The organism is Marinobacter sp. 1-3A (genome assembly GCF_016597775.1).
In the GTDB taxonomy this organism is placed as follows: Bacteria; Pseudomonadota; Gammaproteobacteria; order Pseudomonadales; family Oleiphilaceae; genus Marinobacter; species Marinobacter xiaoshiensis.
The window spans coordinates 284,441-299,722 of the sequence record NZ_VCGZ01000005.1 but is presented as its reverse complement, the minus strand read 5'-3'; the positions used below and the strand labels follow the sequence as shown (position 1 = coordinate 299,722).

Annotated in this window: 16 protein-coding genes; 2 read left to right on the top strand and 14 right to left on the bottom strand. The window is 53.4% G+C overall.

The features are described 5' to 3' along the window. Positions 1–6 precede the first annotated feature (6 nt). From FE848_RS10420 to FE848_RS10400, 5 genes are all read right to left on the bottom strand, one after another. Complete coding sequence (locus tag FE848_RS10420) at positions 7–954, bottom strand: YbgA family protein (protein WP_200202731.1); 948 nt, start codon at positions 952–954, stop codon at positions 7–9. Continuing rightward, complete coding sequence (locus FE848_RS10415; RefSeq protein ID WP_200202792.1) at positions 951–3,188, bottom strand: glycosyltransferase; 2,238 nt, start codon at positions 3,186–3,188, stop codon at positions 951–953. Before FE848_RS10415 ends, FE848_RS10420 begins: the two co-directional genes overlap by 4 nt. Next, entirely contained in the window at positions 3,185–4,243 is a 1,059-nt protein-coding gene (locus FE848_RS10410) for a lysylphosphatidylglycerol synthase transmembrane domain-containing protein (RefSeq protein WP_200202730.1), read from the bottom strand. The genes FE848_RS10415 and FE848_RS10410 overlap by 4 nt, the downstream gene beginning before the upstream one ends. Before the next feature lie 39 nt (positions 4,244–4,282). After that, the gene (locus FE848_RS10405; RefSeq protein WP_227714537.1) at positions 4,283–5,305 is read right to left on the bottom strand and encodes a DUF6160 family protein; all 1,023 of its coding nucleotides are present in this window, start codon (positions 5,303–5,305) and stop codon (positions 4,283–4,285) included. 303 nt (positions 5,306–5,608) lie between these two features. After that, on the bottom strand, positions 5,609–6,271 hold the full coding sequence (locus FE848_RS10400) for a GntR family transcriptional regulator (protein ID WP_200202729.1): 663 nt from the start codon (positions 6,269–6,271) through the stop codon (positions 5,609–5,611). 198 nt (positions 6,272–6,469) lie between these two features. On the opposite strand from FE848_RS10400, the gene gloA reads away from it, so the two are divergent. Further along, positions 6,470–7,018: a lactoylglutathione lyase gene (gene gloA / locus FE848_RS10395; RefSeq protein WP_200202728.1), complete on the top strand. Its 549-nt coding sequence runs from the start codon at positions 6,470–6,472 to the stop codon at positions 7,016–7,018. Here gloA and FE848_RS10390 read toward each other — a convergent pair whose 3' ends face one another. The 7 genes from FE848_RS10390 to FE848_RS10360 all read right to left on the bottom strand — a co-directional run bounded on the left by FE848_RS10390 (position 7,019) and on the right by FE848_RS10360 (position 12,132). Beyond that, positions 7,019–7,975: a DMT family transporter gene (locus tag FE848_RS10390; RefSeq protein WP_200202727.1), complete on the bottom strand. Its 957-nt coding sequence runs from the start codon at positions 7,973–7,975 to the stop codon at positions 7,019–7,021. Beyond that, a complete protein-coding gene (locus tag FE848_RS10385; RefSeq protein ID WP_200202726.1) occupies positions 7,972–8,625 on the bottom strand; it encodes a LutC/YkgG family protein in 654 nt (217 codons plus the stop codon). The genes FE848_RS10390 and FE848_RS10385 overlap by 4 nt, the downstream gene beginning before the upstream one ends. Further along, positions 8,622–10,061 carry a LutB/LldF family L-lactate oxidation iron-sulfur protein gene (locus FE848_RS10380; protein WP_200202725.1) on the bottom strand — a complete coding sequence of 480 codons (1,440 nt, stop codon included), beginning with the start codon at positions 10,059–10,061 and terminating at the stop codon, positions 8,622–8,624. Before FE848_RS10380 ends, FE848_RS10385 begins: the two co-directional genes overlap by 4 nt. Further along, positions 10,058–10,837 carry a (Fe-S)-binding protein gene (locus tag FE848_RS10375; RefSeq protein WP_200202724.1) on the bottom strand — a complete coding sequence of 260 codons (780 nt, stop codon included), beginning with the start codon at positions 10,835–10,837 and terminating at the stop codon, positions 10,058–10,060. The genes FE848_RS10380 and FE848_RS10375 overlap by 4 nt, the downstream gene beginning before the upstream one ends. 162 nt (positions 10,838–10,999) lie before the next feature. Beyond that, on the bottom strand, positions 11,000–11,269 hold the full coding sequence (locus FE848_RS10370; RefSeq protein ID WP_200202723.1) for a ComEA family DNA-binding protein: 270 nt from the start codon (positions 11,267–11,269) through the stop codon (positions 11,000–11,002). Positions 11,270–11,769: 500 nt separating this feature from the next. After that, positions 11,770–11,913, bottom strand: a complete 144-nt coding sequence (locus FE848_RS10365) for a DUF3096 domain-containing protein (protein WP_100638438.1) — start codon at positions 11,911–11,913, stop codon at positions 11,770–11,772. A 15-nt stretch (positions 11,914–11,928) separates the two neighbouring features. Beyond that, positions 11,929–12,132 (bottom strand): DUF3185 family protein, encoded by a 204-nt coding sequence (locus FE848_RS10360; RefSeq protein WP_200202722.1) that lies wholly within the window; start codon positions 12,130–12,132, stop codon positions 11,929–11,931. 174 nt (positions 12,133–12,306) lie between these two features. On the opposite strand from FE848_RS10360, the gene FE848_RS10355 reads away from it, so the two are divergent. Then, the gene (locus tag FE848_RS10355) at positions 12,307–13,101 is read left to right on the top strand and encodes an SDR family oxidoreductase (protein WP_200202721.1); all 795 of its coding nucleotides are present in this window, start codon (positions 12,307–12,309) and stop codon (positions 13,099–13,101) included. A gap of 22 nt (positions 13,102–13,123) precedes the next feature. Here the strand turns inward: FE848_RS10355 and FE848_RS10350 are convergent, their stop codons facing one another. Further along, a complete protein-coding gene (locus tag FE848_RS10350; RefSeq protein ID WP_200202720.1) occupies positions 13,124–13,969 on the bottom strand; it encodes a DUF72 domain-containing protein in 846 nt (281 codons plus the stop codon). Positions 13,970–14,006: 37 nt separating this feature from the next. Beyond that, on the bottom strand, positions 14,007–15,143 hold the full coding sequence (locus FE848_RS10345) for a hypothetical protein (protein ID WP_200202719.1): 1,137 nt from the start codon (positions 15,141–15,143) through the stop codon (positions 14,007–14,009). Positions 15,144–15,282: the final 139 nt, after the last annotated feature.

Here is a 15,282-nt window from a genome sequence, read left to right as displayed (position 1 = left end):
CCTGTGCTACACCTTGTTTCTGAGCCCCAGCTCATCCGGGTAAGGGCTCAGGTACTGCTGCAGTAACAGGTAATCGGCCGGTTCCCTGCGCTGCGCCATTCTCAGCAGTGTCATGGGGACAATGAGCGGCACTTCGCCGCGACCGTAGGCTTCAATTTGCTCGATCAGAACCTTGCGATCCTCGCCCTCCATTGCATCCCTCAGATACCCCATCAGGTGCTGCATCACGTTTATATGTGAGCCGCGACTTACTTTTCGGGTCATGGCTTCCATAAAGCCCTGGATATAGCGGTTGGCAATAGTTTCCAAAGCATCTGATTTAAGGTCGCTCAACATGGGACCGAGTTGCCGGTAGATCTTTTCCGAGTGCGCCAGTAGCTGGAACTTGTGGCGGGTATGGAACTCGATCAGCGCTTTTGCGGTGAGGTTTTCGCCGGCAACATTTTGCATCCAGTCGTCATAGGCAAATACCCGCTCAATGAAGTTTTCCCGCAGCGCGTCATCATTCAGCCGGCCTTCTTCTTCAACTGGCATCAGCGGGTATGCGCGCATCAGTGCATCGGCGAACATTCCTTGCCCATCACGTCGCACTACCTGGCCTTCCGGGTTGTGAACTTTGATGCGCGCCATGCCGCAGCTAGGGGATTTGGCCATCAGAATGTAACCGCGCAAATTGGCCAGTTCTGGCATGATCCCGCTGGTGAAGTCCTGCATGGCACCGGTGTGGTCAGCAGTGCCTTTGGTTTCTGTCAGGCGCATGCCTTCCGGGTATTCGCGCAGATGAATGGCGGGGCGGGGGACACCCAGGCCAGCCTCCAGTTCAGGACAAATTGGACGGAAATCAAAATGCCGTGAAAGCACCTCAGTGCAATAGCGGGAATGCTTGTGGCCACCATCATGACGGACTTCTTTGCCTAACAGACACGTGCTGATACCTACAGGGATGCCGCTCATGCATTTCTCCGTTTTAGTTGACGCTTCTCGCTGACTGCCAAAGTGGTAGCGTAGATCTCGCGAACATTCGAGGCAAATTGTTCAACGGAAAAGTCTTTCGAAAATGCCAGAGCTTGCTCTGAAAGAGTGTTTCTCAATTCCTCATCCTCCAGCAATTGTTTTACCTGAGCACACCATAGATCTTGCCTTTCGGGAGTTTTGAAGCCATTTATACCGTGTCGCACAACGTCGTCGATACCACTGGAACGCACCGCAACCACAGGCAAACCAGCAGCCATAGCCTCCAGAATGACCATGCCCTGAGTTTCAGATTTGGAGGCAAACAAAAAGGCGTCACCCAAACGATACCACGTTGCCATTTTCTCCGGCGGCACGGCACCAACCAAAGTGATCTGATCTTCCAGTCCCAGTTCTTGAATTTTGTTTTGTAGGCGCTCTTTTTGGTGGCCTTCGCCGATCATCAGAAAGTGAAAGGGTTTGGTCGACTCCTGATGTAGCCTGCCGATGGCTTCGATCATGAAATCGATGTTTTTCTCGTTCGACAATCGCGACACGCTGATGAAAACCGTTTCGCTTTTAAGGTTCAGAGCCTGTCGGAGTTCTGTGATCTCCTCATCCGCTACCGCTTGAAATCGGGTGTACTCAATGCCCGTAGGCTGCACAAAGGTGGGTGTTTTCACCCCAATCATCCGCAGATACTCCTCAGTGGAATAGGTGGGTACGATAACGCCATCGCATTTATTGGCGAAGCGTTTGATAAGAGCGTGAGATATCAGATTGCGGAAAATAAGCCCCGGCAAGGGTACGAAGTGGGCGTAGTGCTCAAGCCGGGTGTGGTAGGTATAAATGGCTGGCACCTTAAGACGGCGCGCCATGAATAACCCGAGCGAGCCCAGCCAGAAAGGGTGGTGCAGGTGGATTATATCTGGATGAAAGGCGCGCACACGTTTGCGGATACGACCAAGAAATATGTTGGCCAGACGGAACTCCCGCTTCTCCCCCATGGCAAGCAGTGAAGGTACCCGCAGCGCATGTTCTTCTACAGCGGGTTGATCTTTGTAACGCGGTGCGACTACCAGAAGCTTGTCGCCAAGCTGCTCCAGCCCCTTTTTTAGTCGTGCAATGGAAATTGGCACACCGCCGATGAAGGGTAGATAGTTATTGGTGAACATGGCCACCCTTAATGGTTTGTTCAGCCAGGGAGTGGGGTCCAGGTTGTAGTCGGGGTAGTAGTCCTTGCCAATGAAAATCATGGCGTAGAGTTTGATGGTGATGGCGGCAAACACTGCCACTATAAGAATGAAATTAAGGTAGCCGGCATAGAACAGTGAATACACAAAGAACCAGAGGCTTTCGAGTTGTTTGAGTATAGGGTGCTGGCCAACTTCCAGTTTCCGGAGCGTGTGGCTGACTTCGCCCGTAGGGCTGACGCTGACGTGCACGTAGTGATAAAAGCTGGTGTTGTTGTTCAGTATTAAGCCACCGGCTCCCCCTGTGGTGACGAACAGCGTGTTGCCCAACTGTTTTTCTGAATACAGCGAGAGGTTGGAGGAGAACACGAATTTAATATTGTGTTTTTCAACCATCTTCAGGAGTGCATCCCTGAACTCCGGCGGCTGAAGATAATCTTCGGGCTGATCGAGCAAGACATCTTCTTCGGGCTTTAATAGCGGGTGACCAATAAACAGGATTCGTGCCTTTGAGGCGTCTTGGTTCAGGAGGTCTTCCAGCCAACGCACCTGCCATTCCCAGGGTGTCTTTCCAGTGCTGTCGAGAAAGATAAGCCGGCTGTTGCCCACCTGAATGCTATAGAAGTGCGGACCAAAGTGGTCATAAAAACGGAAGCTGCCAAAGTTGTTGAATTCATGGGCGCCGAATGTGAGGAGGTAGGGAATGTCGAGATGGCTGAGACTTCCATAGAGCGCGCGATACTTGTCCTCGCCGCCGCCGCTTACTGCGTTGCCGGCAGAAACCAGAAAGTCCGTTCCCGAGGCGTTTAGCTCCGGAATAATGCGATCTTCGAAAACCCCGACAGAGTTGTTGATGTTTCCCAGCACAGCAAAACTGAAGGCTTGGTCGGTTGTGACTTTGCGCTGAATTTGTTCCACCTGGGTAGTATGCACGCCCGCAAAATCTTCCAGAAATACGTTCAGGTAGGTTTTGTAACCCAAGAGAAGAATGACGGTCAGCAGGCAGAGATAGAATAGTAACTTGAGTGGATTTCGAAACATTATCCGGATTTCCTGCGGCGTTTAATGAGTTCTTTTTGCAGCACGGCCAGGCCGATGAACATGCCGAGATAGATAGTCAGCAGGCGCCAACTCACAATAACCAGAATCAGATGGCTTCCTGAGAGAATGCCGCTGAAGAAACTTCCGAATACACCTTCTGAAATGCCCGATGCGCCCGGGGTTGGTGAAAAATACATTATAAATGTTGTTACAACCAGCAGCCCCAGCGACATCAGGTAGTCGACATCGTACCCCAGGCTATGAATCAGCAGAGCAGGGAAACTGAACAGGCTCAGCAGGAATATGGCTGTAAATAGAACGGAAAGCATTACAAAGAGCGGCCTGCCCTGGAGGTAGTCACCAAAGCTGTGGGAAAAGCGCAGCATCTCTCGCTTAGCCTTGAACTGCCAGTGCATATGGCGGGTATCGGTTAAGAGTTTCCAGCGGTTAAGAGCCCTGAGTAGTCCGCTGAGCGGCCCGATAAGCCAGCGTGTTCGGAACAGCAAAATGACGAAAAAGCCCAGATATATAAGGATGAATATTGCTAATGCCAGACCCAGATCACCCGTGATGCTCTGGCCATTAAATGCATCCAGAGTCAGCAGAAAGACAGGCGTTAGGGAGAAAATGAAAAGCACCGCCAGCACGGTTCTGATGGTGGTTGCAGCCGTGGCTCTGCCTACCGGCACCCCATGGCGATGCAGATACCATATCTGAGCGAAGCCACCACCGGTGGCCATAGGCGTGACGTTGGAAAAGAACAAGTTGATAAAAACCAGACGGAAAATAACGGGAAAGGATAAATCGTGGCCGAGCGCACGCAGCGTGAAATGCAAACGTAAGCCATCAGAAACGAAATATACCAGCATCAACCCAGTGAGTGCGGTCAGCGTTTGTGGTGCAATCAACCGGGTATCGAAACTGATGTTCTGCCCTGCGAACTGATCGTACACAGCGAAAAGCCCTGCCGCCGTGAGCGCGATGAAGAGCAGGCTGAACAGTGCGAGGCGTTTTGCAGAAGCTGGATGCTGATCGTTGGTATTAATGTGGTCGTTCATGGACTGCCCGTCAAAGATGGACGGGCAGTTTACAAGACTCTAGTGACCGTAAACCATCATGGTGGTATCTGTAATGGCGAAATCGGTGAAACTAACGCTGCCAATACTGGCCTGGCCCACTTTGAATATGGGCATGTCGATATCAGCCCGGAATTCGACGTCGTGAATCGAAAGGCCGTCTTTTCCAGTAGCGGCGCTGGTGCCCCGGGAGATTTTTGCCGTTGCGCTCGCCATTCCGAAGTGGCCCAGCGTGTCGTTGCCGCGCCGGTTATGAATTTGCAGGCCTTCAATTCTCACGGCTGCAAAGTTAAACAGGAAGATTAAATCCGCTGCTTCCCAGTTCAGGCTGCCGTTGGTTACTTCAAAGTGGGTGTCCAGTTGTAATTCCGCTCCGGATACCTGGTTGCCATTGGCCAGAGTGCGGGTAGTAGCACTATCGTTTCGGATAACCAGATCTGTAGGGCCTACATAGCCTTGCAGTAATACATCAGAAAACAGAGTGGCAGAACCCTCTGTGCCAGTGGTTGTGAGGCTTCCTACGGCGAGCTCAAAATCTATCGCTTGAAGGTAGTCGGTCAGGCTGGTTTCGGCGCCGTAGTTGGTTGCACCCAAGTGAATAACCAGATCGCCGCTATTGAATTGCTTGCCAAACTCGCCGTTTACGGAATATTTCGCCAAAGCATCTGCTACATCGGGATCGCTGGTACTAAGGAGCCCGGCATTTGCCCGGCGTGCTATCTCTGAGAAGCCGTGCTCAAGAACTTCACCTGTGCCAGCGATATCCACTGTTAGTTTCAGGTTATCCAGTGTGGTGTCGTTGTGCCCGGAAAGCCGCATGTTGTTCACACTCAGTGTGCCTTCATCCGTCCACGACAGGCGATCAATGTTGATTTTGGTTTCCAGCTCAATGGTAATGCCGGCCTGGCCTGATACACCCGACAGTGTGCTGTCATCCAATGGCTGAAATTCGGCCATGGCAGTAGAGGGTAGGGAAAGTGCAAGCACCCAGAATGAAAGCGCTGTTGATCGCGTGGTGCGGCGACAGGTGTGCGGATGAATCATGACGGCCCCGGCTTCATGGTTTGATTTGTTGTTGTTAGCAGGGAGCCTTTCTCAGACTCCCGGGCCGCAGGGGACAGCATAACCAATGCAGCGGGAATAAAGTTTTGTTACATGTTGTTACGATAAGTGGGGGGCAGCGATATGTCTGTGCGTTTGGTCACAGTTGGTGGGTTAGCTTGGAGTATGGACAGCCCAGCAGACAGGCCTATTCAAAACACGCTGTGAATACCTCCCTGTACGCTCGGCTCCGCCCTCCATGGCTCCGCACGGTTTTGAATAGGCCTGCCTGCTGAACTGCCGCCTCTAACTGGAGCTCAGGGCCCTTTGAATCATTACTTTCTGGTGCTCCGCAAACTCCCGAATAAGAGTTTGAGCCTGCTCCACATCCCGCGCCAAAACAGCCTGCGGGAGGCGGGTGAAAAAGTGGCTTGTCTGGGTTAAACCGTGGCGATAACGTTCGGCACTCAAATAGTACGCGCGACTGACTGCTGGCTTGAAGTTTGAAAGAGCCTCAGTGAGATACGTGTTGCCTACTAAATCACAGCAAGCCTCCATCACCTCAAAGCTGGCTTCCACCACTGCCGTAATGTCTGCCGAGGGCGCTCGCATTTGCTCCACCGCTTGAGTAACCACGGCCAGTACTCGCTCCCGGTCACTTTCTTGCCAGCGTTCGCACAGCCGTGCCGCAAGCATCATTAGCAAATGCATGTAAACGTCGTATAGCTCAGACGCATGATTAGCATCAAGCTTCGAGGCAGATGCGCCTTTTCTGGGGGTGATTTCTACAAGGTGCCAGCGCTCAAGGGTATACAGAGCCTCTTTCACGGACGCGCGGCTGACTTTTAGCTCAGTAGCCAGTGTGGCCTCCTGGATGCGCTTACCAGGCTGGATCTGCCCGGTCATGATGCGCTCTGCCAGGTAGTTGGCAATCTGCTCCGCCAGAGTATTAGGCACCTTGAAATCCATACAGGTTCTCTTACCACAGTCTGAAGGCTGGCAGTCCGGAAACAGACACGAAACCAGCGGGATAGGTTATGGGCGCAAGTTTAACATAGCTTGAACGCCGCTTTTCATCTGCGTTGCAGGATAACCACCCCTTGAAATTGTGCAGAAGAGGACACAGATATAGCCCCTGAATTTTCGATAGCTAAAAAGGGAAGCCCCATGCCCAAGCACTTTGAACAAGCCCCCGGATTATATGAAGAGCCCGTTCCGGAAACGGAAGGCTACGTATTTAACCAAACCATGCTGCGCATCAAAGATCCAGAGCGCTCAATGGACTTCTATACCCGTGTGCTGGGAATGCGGTTGGTGCGTAAGCTCAATTTCCCGGAAATGAAGTTTACGCTCTATTTTCTTGCTTACCTTGATGACCGCCAAGCCAACTATGTGCCTGCAGACGATGGGCATCGAACCACTTACACGTTCGGGCGCGAGGCGATGCTGGAGTTGACCCACAACTGGGGAACTGAAAACGACGCGGACTTTGCCTACCACAACGGCAACGATCAGCCGCAGGGTTTTGGCCACATTGGTATTGCAGTGCCAGACGTCTACGCGGCAGCCGAGCGCTTCGAGAAGTTGGGGGTTGATTTCGTCAAGAAGCCCGACGATGGCAAGATGAAAGGCCTGGCCTTTATCAAGGACCCCGATGGCTACTGGATTGAGATTCTGCAGCCCAACATGCTGGAGAAACAGCGCAAGAACAACTGATCAGGCTGAAGTGCCGGTGTCGTCGTTCGTGACGGCACCGGATTTCCCGCTATAGCGCGAAGCCACAATCACCGCGGCGGTGAGTATGAACGCGCCTGCAATGCCAACCGGCCCCAGAACCTCTTCCAGAAAGATCCACGCGAGCAAGGCGACAAACAAAGGTTCCAGCGTAACGATGATGCTGGAAAGTGTGGCCGGAGTTGTTTTCATGCCGGCAAAGAAGCTCACGTAGCCAATGCAGGTGGGTACAATCCCGATAACCGCAACCATCAGCCAATGCCGCAGTTTCAGTTCTTCAAGCCCTTCAAAGCCACCGCTGAGCAGCACCAAGGGCAGCAGAATGAGCGCTGCTGTGAAAAAGCATATAAATGCCGTGGTGAAAACTGGCGTGCCAGTGGAGCTGTATCGGCTTGTAAGCGTGAAACCGGTGTACACAAGCGCTGCCAGAAGCGCCATGAGAATACCCGCAAGACGCAGAGTACCGCTGGTATCCATGTCGCTGATCACCAGCATGAAGGTGCCGATCACTGCGGTGATCAACGCCATAATGGTGATCAGGCTTGGTTTTTCTCCCAGTAAGGGCGCAGCTAGTAGTGCGACCAGTACCGGGGGCAGACACAGGGCTATCAGTGTGGCGATACCTGCGCCGGTGAGATTCACGGCCAGTAGGTAGCTGCCCTGGTAAATGGCCTGGAAGAGCCCGAGTGCTGCCAGTGGCGCGAGGGACTTCAGACTTAAATGCCGCAGTGAACTGCCTGGAGCATTGGGGTCGATTTTATGAAGCTGTCGCTGCTCTCTGCGCATCAGAATCCAGAAGAACGGCAAGGCAACCGCCAGCCTGAGAAAGGCCAGGGTGGTGGCTTGCAGGTCGGTCTCGGTAAACAGGAATTTGGCGACGATTCCCGTGGTCGCCCAGAGCAGGGCAGCCAGGGCGATTAACAGGGCACCTCGAATCATTCTATAACCAGCACAATAAGTTCTTTTGGGCCGTGAACACCGTAAGCCAGAGTTTGCTCAATGTCAGCGGTTTTGGATGGCCCGGAGACTAGCAGAGCGTTTGTGGGCATGCCAGCTGCCCAGTTCTGAGCGAGCATCGCCTCATGGAAGGTTGTGTAGAGTTCTGAGGCTTCCAGTACTGCAATATGGATAGGCGGCACCAGGCTCATCAAGCGGGGTTCGTCCGGTGTTGGCCACAGGATCAATGTTCCCGTTTCGGCAATTCCGCCCCGGGTGGAGGTGATGCCTGCATCGACTTCGTTGAACAGGTGGGGCTGCCAGCTTTCGATGGGCTCGTCATAGATCAGCAGTTCTGGCAGGCCATTCTCTGCCGATTCACGCAGGGCTCGGCCGATCTGGTGCTCAGACGGAATCAGCAGGCTGCGGGCACCGCGGGAAGCCAGGATGCTGGCAAGCTGATCAATCCAGGAGTCCCGCGCGCATCTGTGTACTTCCCCATGCACGGATTCAATGGTTTTCTGGAACTGTTCAACCCTCTCAGCCACAGACGACACAGGCCGCTGCAATACTGAGAAATCACACTCTGGAACACTCAGTTCGCCCCCGCTACGGTTACGCAGGCGTTGTAAAATGGTGTCTCGGGAGCTCATTCGCCGCGCTCCTTCATTCTTTCATGGAGAGTTTTGTTGGCGAGCTTTGGGGCTGTGCGATATTTTGTCCAATCGCCAAGCTTTCCGGGTTGCAGTTTGCGCAGGCGCGCAGCCACAGCTGTGCCGAACCGATAAACGCCAGGCCGTGCATGCATCCAGCTCCAGCCTTTCCATATCAATGCTTCCAGAGTGCCGCGTTTTGCGCCATGGCCGCGCACTTTGGCGGGGTTCAGTTTGTCGCCATCTACAGATTCCTGGCGCAGTCGTACCAGTAAATCCGGGATCGGAATCTTAACCGGGCACACTTCACCGCAGGCACCACACAGGCTTGAAGCCGTTGGTAGGTGCCTGCCTTCATCCAGGCCAATCAGATGCGGCATCAGAATCTTGCCGATGGGGCCGGGGTAGGTGGTGCCATAAGTATGACCACCCACGCGGGTATATACCGGGCAGTGGTTCATGCAGGCGCCGCAGCGAATGCAACGCAGGGTGTCCAGTAGCTGATCATCCTGATAGATAGTTGAGCGGCCGTTATCCACCAGTACGAGGTGAACTTCTTCCGGGCCGTCCAGCTCATCTGGCTTGCGCGGGCCGGAGATCATATTGAAGTAGGTGGTGATGTGTTGCCCGGTAGCGGACCGGGTTAGCAGGGCGAGTAGTGGAACCACGTCTTCCAGGTTGCCCACGACTTTCTCTATGCCAGTAACGGCAATGTGACATGGCGGTACCGTGGTGGTCATGCGGCCGTTGCCTTCATTCTCCACCAGGCAAAGGGTGCCGGTTTCGGCCACCGCGAAATTAACGCCAGACACGCCCACATCGGCATTCATAAACTTTTCACGCAACTGCTGGCGGGCGCTGGCGGTGAGATATTCCACATCATTGGAAAGGTCGGTGCCGGTTTTCTCATGCATCAGCTCGGAAATTTCACCGGTGTTCTTGTGAATCGCAGGCATGATGATATGAGAGGGTGTTTCGTCGGCAAGCTGAACAATATATTCACCCAGATCCGATTCCAGGGCTTCAATACCGCGCTCTTCGAGGTAATGATTAAGCTCCATCTCCTCGGACACCATGGATTTGCCTTTGATCACCGTCTTGGCGTTTCTGGCGACACAGATATTGCGCACAATCCGGCAGGCTTCGTCGCTATCAATGGCCCAGTGCACTTTGACGCCGTTTTCGGTGAGCTTTGCCTCAAGTTGTTCAAGCAGGTCAGGCAGGTTGGCCAGTGCCCTTAGGCGGATGTTGGCGCCAAGCTCTCTCAGGGCTTCCAGATCCATGCCCTCAAAGGCATTTTTACGCTTGCTGATTAACCCATCCATCGCCTTACGGAAGTTCTGGCGAATTTTAGGGTCGGCAATCGCTGCACGGGCTCGGGGGTGAAATTCTTTCACATCAATGTGATGTGAGTTTTCTGAAGGCGTTTGGCTCATGACTTGCCCCCTTTGCCCGAGTCTGTGCGTTCCCAAAGAAAACTCAAAATATGTTGGCCAGCCAGGGGCTTGCGATTCTTCTCTGCGTACCCGGCAATATTCATAAGGCAGCCACAATCCGTTGTCACAAACTCACTTGCGCCTGTATCGGTGAGGGTGTCTACCTTCTCGCTGACCATGGCCCCGGAAATTTCCGGGTGGCGCACGGCAAAGGTGCCACCAAAACCACAGCACTCTTCTGCCCGCACCTGCTCAACCAGGTTTACGTTGGAGAGCTGACCAAGAAGCTTTGGCCCAACCTCCGCAATACCCATCTCCCGACGAGCCGAGCAGGACGTATGCATGGCAAGGGTAGTGGGTTGGCCTAAGTCCCGGAGCTTTATGTGACAAACGTTCAAAAGGAAATCCGTCAGCTCCCAGGTTCTGGCGGCAATTTCAGAAGCTTTCGCCTCCTGGCCGGTGTGCTTGAACAGGTCTGGGTAATGCTTTCGAATCATTCCGCCACAGGACCCGGAGGGTACAACGATGGGCCAGTTTTCCGGGAATAGATCGAGCTGAGCTTTGGCGACTACCCGAGCCTCATCATGGTACCCGGAAGTGTACGCCGGTTGGCCGCAGCAGGTTTGATCTTCGGGAAAGCAGACCTTGATGCCTTCACGCTCGAGCAATTGTATGCCGGCCATTCCCGCGTCCGGGTAGAACATGTCTATCAGGCAGGTTGCGTAAAAATAGACGTGGGTTGGTTTTGGCGGGTATACCTTGATGGGATCTACCATGACGTGCCACTCGAGCTGGTTAGCGTTGTTGTTATCCAGCAATCATAGAGTGGTGGCCGGGCCCTTGCCAGACGACTTTTGTGTAAGCAGATATTGAGGGGAGAGCGGGGGGTGAACAAACGGCGGCTGAAGGCCGCCGTCTGGAACGCTATAGCGCGGAGCTTACTTTACAGTTAACCGCTCAGCGTTCTTTTCAACAGTGCGTGCGCCAATGCCTTTAACCTTGGACAGTTCCTCTGGTGTTTGGAACGGGCCGTTGGTGTCACGATACGCAACTATGGCTTCGGCCTTGCTTGCGCCAATACCGTCGAGGCTGGCGAGAGTTGCTGCGTCTGCGCTATTGATGTTAATAGTTGGCTGGTCTGCATAGGCAAATCCGGTTGCCAGGCTGAACAACAGTACGAGTGTGGCGAAAAAAGAGGTGTGCTTCATGCAAATGACTCCTGAGAATAACGAGTGTTGTTATGAATGTGAGTCAGGGTGCAATGCAGCAAAAGCAGGTGTTCTGGCTTATTACGGGGAAAGATTAAAGTGCGAAGAAAGTTGGGATAAATTGCTTTAAAAGTGCAGTGCACGGACAAGGACTACATTCCATGTAATCCTCTGTACCGTGGCTGACCCCCGCCTGTTCCTTCAGGCTGCACTCTTCCTGAGCGCTTCATCCCTGGTCGTCCTTGAAAGCCCCTATCCTTTGGGCAGTTCCAAATCCTTTTGACCGTTCAATATCCCTTTGATCGTCCCAAATCCATTTGGGCGCTCCAACTCCGTGGAGTACTCATTCCCTGTGCCAACGTTCCTTGCTGGCTTGTCATCCCTGACACTGCCTATTGTAGCGAGGAGGTATTTGTGGGCCACGGGAGATTGGCTCATTGGCTTGTGAGACATTTCCTACAGGGCGCGTAGGTTCGAGCCATATTGAGGAAAACGATATGTTATAGCGAGTGCCCCAAAAGCCCAAGAACGCCAAGAGTAATCAGATAGCCTGCAACGATATAGTTGAGCAAACGGGGAAATACCAGAACGCCAATGCCTGCCCCTAAACTGATGAGCGGGGCGAGTTCCAGGTGAATGGTCATAACTGTCCTCAATAACTATTTTTTAAAGAATGAAAGAAATCCACCGGCGGCGATCAGCGCAGCACCACCGATGAGATACCACATGGTGTCGTCAGTAAAACGCCCGGTAAGCGTTTCACTTATCTGGTCGCCAACAGATTGGGTTGATTGATAACCAAAAAACAGCAGCGCGATGCCTACTACGAGCAAAACGATACCAACGAGTTTCGAACTTCCCATGTCATTATCCTTATCTGTGTGAGTTTCTGACTCGTGCTGAAAGCTTGGCACCGAATGTTTACATCAGCAACTCTCGCCGAGAGTGTTCGTGTAGGCGGAGATTTTAAATAGACTTGTGAATTATGTAATCATGGCGAACAGGTTTTTTTATCAACCATTTCGGAGTAAACAGCAATGTCTGACAGAACTATCTGGATTACCGGCGCATCCTCAGGCATTGGCGAGGCGCTGGCTGCCCGATTTGCACAGGAGGGTGCCAACCTTGTGCTTTCTGCTCGTCGTGAAAGTGAGTTGGCGCGAGTGGCGGAACGTTGCCGTAATAAAGGCTTGAGCGCAGATCAGGTTCTGGTTCTACCTCTGGATGTCACAGATTGGGATGCCTTGCCAGGTGCGGTACAAACAGTGCTCGACCAGTTTGGCCAAATTGACCTGTTGATCAACAATGCCGGTGTATCCCAGCGTTCGCTGTGTGTGGATACAGATATGTCGGTATACCGCCAGTTGCTGGACGTGGACGTGTTGGGGCAGATTGCTCTTACCAAGGCGGTGTTGCCTCACATGCTTGCGCGTGGTGCCGGCCACATTGCTGTAACAGCCAGTGTGGCTGGCAAGGTTGGTGCACCTCTGCGCACTGGCTATTGTGCCGCCAAGCATGCAGTTATGGGCTTCTTCGACTCTTTACGGACAGAAGTAGAAGGCCAGGGCATTCATATTTCCACAATCGTGCCTGGCTTTATCCGAACGGACATTGCCCGCAGTGCGCTGGACGGTGATGGCAAAACCTCAGATATGGAAGATGAAGATATCATCAATGGTATGGATGTGACCGACTGTGCTGAGGTGGTGGTTAAGGGCTTGAACAGCAAAAAACGTGAGATCGCGGTAGGTAAAGGCAAGGAAATGGCGGCCCTCTGGGTCAAGCGGCTCTCGCCGGAGCTGTTGTTCCGGCTTGCCAGAGCGCCCAGGTAGCCGCCTCGCAAACTGCGCAGTTCTAAAACAGCCCCATCTGGGGCTGTTTTTCATTGAACCGGACGGCTTCTAATCCGTCCACACGCTCGCTTAAAAGCTCTGTCCATAGTTCGGTGAGGGCAAGCGCGTCGCCAATATCCGGCATGTGCAGGAAAAACCATGGGCGCCGATTATCCGCAATCCATGTGGCTACGCGCTCAACCCAGGGCGCCAGAAAACGGCGGTTGGCTTCCAGGCTCGGGTGACCGATGTAGCGAATGACCGGTGCTGCATCGCCGGGAAGCAGGTGCACAGGCACTTGGGGTTTCTTGCGTTGGGCTTCAATTGTGATGTCGTTATCCGGCACCGCTGAAAATAGTGCCCGGGTATCCATACACACCCGCGCGATGTTGCGCTCACGAAGGCCCCGGTTTAGTGCTTTTTCGGCCTCGCCCTTGCTGAAAAACGCACTATGCCTCACTTCTACGGCGCACCTTAACGGGGTAGGGAGTGCATCAATAAATTGCCAGAGATTATTCAGGTGCATTGGGCCAAAGGCGGCTGGAAGTTGCAGTAGAAAAGGGCCGAGCACATCTTCCAGTGGCGCAATAATATTCAGGAAGTCTCGCATGTCTGCGTCTACGCCGGATAACAGCCGGTCGTGGGTGATGGCGCGGGGAAATTTGAGCAGAAAGCGAAAGTCGTCTGGCACCTGAAAACGCCATTGCTGGCATTGTTCCTGACTGGGTGTCGCGTAAAAGGTTGTATTGCCCTCAACACAGTTAAATACTTGGCTGTAACGGCGCAGCGGGCTCGTATCTGGCGGCAGCAGACTGTTCCAGGCGGTGTGTTGCCACTGAGGGCAGCCAAGGAAGTAGGGGAGTGCCATTGTCAGTGGTTCCGGGGGCTAAGGCTTGAAAGTTGCCTTATAGCTTACCGTATCCGGATTGGCGATGCCGCCTGCCGCTCAGCGCAGCCACCAAAAGGCTCAAGGCACGGAACAGCACCATCAGCACTGGCGCCAGCAACCATAGCAGCCAGCTGCCGATATAGAGCGCAGGGATCAGTAGCAGCAACCAACCGGCGAACTGAACGGCCAATACCGGGTACCCGAGTACATCCGCCACACCTGCCAATAGGTCATTTATCAGACTGGGGTGGGTAATAACGAGGTAGCCCGCACCGACAGCCAGGGGCCATTTGGCATACCGGGCGCTGTTTAGCACCATTTTCCCGCTGCGGGTAACCCGTGCGGCCAAAGCGGCGGAGCGAGTGCCCCGGCTTGCACTCTTTGTGGTGACGGCTGCAACACGGCCAGCCTGGAGCACTTTGACTGCACTGGCAAAGATCAGCATGTCCACCGAAGCCCACCCAACGTCGCTGGCTGTGATCTCAGTTCCAGAGCGGTAGTTTCGCTCCAGATCACGAATGCCGCTGGCAAAAAACTGATTCAGCCCTTCAAGCACCCTTTCGGTGCCTATCCATTGAGTCTTGCCTTGGTTATCGACAATAAACTGGCCAAGAAAATCGTGGCCTTCACTTTCAATAAAGTTGACGGCATACCAGCCTCGTTCTTCCGGCGTGAGATCTTTGCGCTCGTTGGATGCTTGGGTGTCGGGCTCCGGTAACTCTGTTGGTGCCGGAGTGCCGGCAAAGTAGCGTTTGGCAGCCTGGTACTGACGAGATGCTTTATTGATCCATTCAATGGTGCTGATGGGCTGGCTTACAAAGTGCTGAATAGGGGGGAGAACATCTTCACCATACCGGCGCAGAATATCCCTGAACCCCGGCTCTTCAGCGTAAAGCGGAAACAGGTTCCGAGCCATCTCAGGGTAGCGCATGAAGGCAGCCTGAGCCTTTAAAAGCAGGAGAGGGTCATCGGACATATCCAGCAGTATTGCCTGAATCTCAACAGTTTCCTGATCAATGCCGGGAAAGTCGCCGAGTACGTCTGCGGCATGAAGGTTAATCAGCTTATGCTCAATGGGCACAGGCTTGGCGAAAGCGGTAAAAATCCCTGCCATAAGCAGAGCCATTGCAAAAATCAGGAGCAGTTTTTTCAAAGAATCTCTCGCGGGCTTCGGATGTTTATACCTACCAGTCTAGCGTGAACTCAGAGAGTTGGATTTGCTACTTATCTGCTATCGTAATCAGAATGCTACCGCGCTGATGCCAACTTCCGGATTTAGTGTAGATGACTAG

Bases quoted from the DNA above. Each gene is read 5' to 3' on its own strand.
- FE848_RS10410 (WP_200202730.1), bottom strand. From the start codon at position 4,243: ATGAACGACCACATTAATACCAACGATCAGCATCCAGCTTCTGCAAAA.
- FE848_RS10355 (WP_200202721.1), top strand. From the start codon at position 12,307: ATGTCTGACAGAACTATCTGGATTACCGGCGCATCCTCAGGCATTGGC.
- FE848_RS10365 (WP_100638438.1), bottom strand. From the start codon at position 11,913: ATGACCATTCACCTGGAACTCGCCCCGCTCATCAGTTTAGGGGCAGGC.
- gloA (WP_200202728.1), top strand. From the start codon at position 6,470: ATGCCCAAGCACTTTGAACAAGCCCCCGGATTATATGAAGAGCCCGTT.
- FE848_RS10370 (WP_200202723.1), bottom strand. From the start codon at position 11,269: ATGAAGCACACCTCTTTTTTCGCCACACTCGTACTGTTGTTCAGCCTG.
- FE848_RS10400 (WP_200202729.1), bottom strand. From the start codon at position 6,271: ATGGATTTCAAGGTGCCTAATACTCTGGCGGAGCAGATTGCCAACTAC.
- FE848_RS10360 (WP_200202722.1), bottom strand. From the start codon at position 12,132: ATGGGAAGTTCGAAACTCGTTGGTATCGTTTTGCTCGTAGTAGGCATC.
- FE848_RS10390 (WP_200202727.1), bottom strand. From the start codon at position 7,975: ATGATTCGAGGTGCCCTGTTAATCGCCCTGGCTGCCCTGCTCTGGGCG.
- FE848_RS10385 (WP_200202726.1), bottom strand. From the start codon at position 8,625: ATGAGCTCCCGAGACACCATTTTACAACGCCTGCGTAACCGTAGCGGG.
- FE848_RS10405 (WP_227714537.1), bottom strand. From the start codon at position 5,305: ATGATTCATCCGCACACCTGTCGCCGCACCACGCGATCAACAGCGCTT.
- FE848_RS10380 (WP_200202725.1), bottom strand. From the start codon at position 10,061: ATGAGCCAAACGCCTTCAGAAAACTCACATCACATTGATGTGAAAGAA.
- FE848_RS10375 (WP_200202724.1), bottom strand. From the start codon at position 10,837: ATGGTAGATCCCATCAAGGTATACCCGCCAAAACCAACCCACGTCTAT.
- FE848_RS10420 (WP_200202731.1), bottom strand. From the start codon at position 954: ATGAGCGGCATCCCTGTAGGTATCAGCACGTGTCTGTTAGGCAAAGAA.
- FE848_RS10350 (WP_200202720.1), bottom strand. From the start codon at position 13,969: ATGGCACTCCCCTACTTCCTTGGCTGCCCTCAGTGGCAACACACCGCC.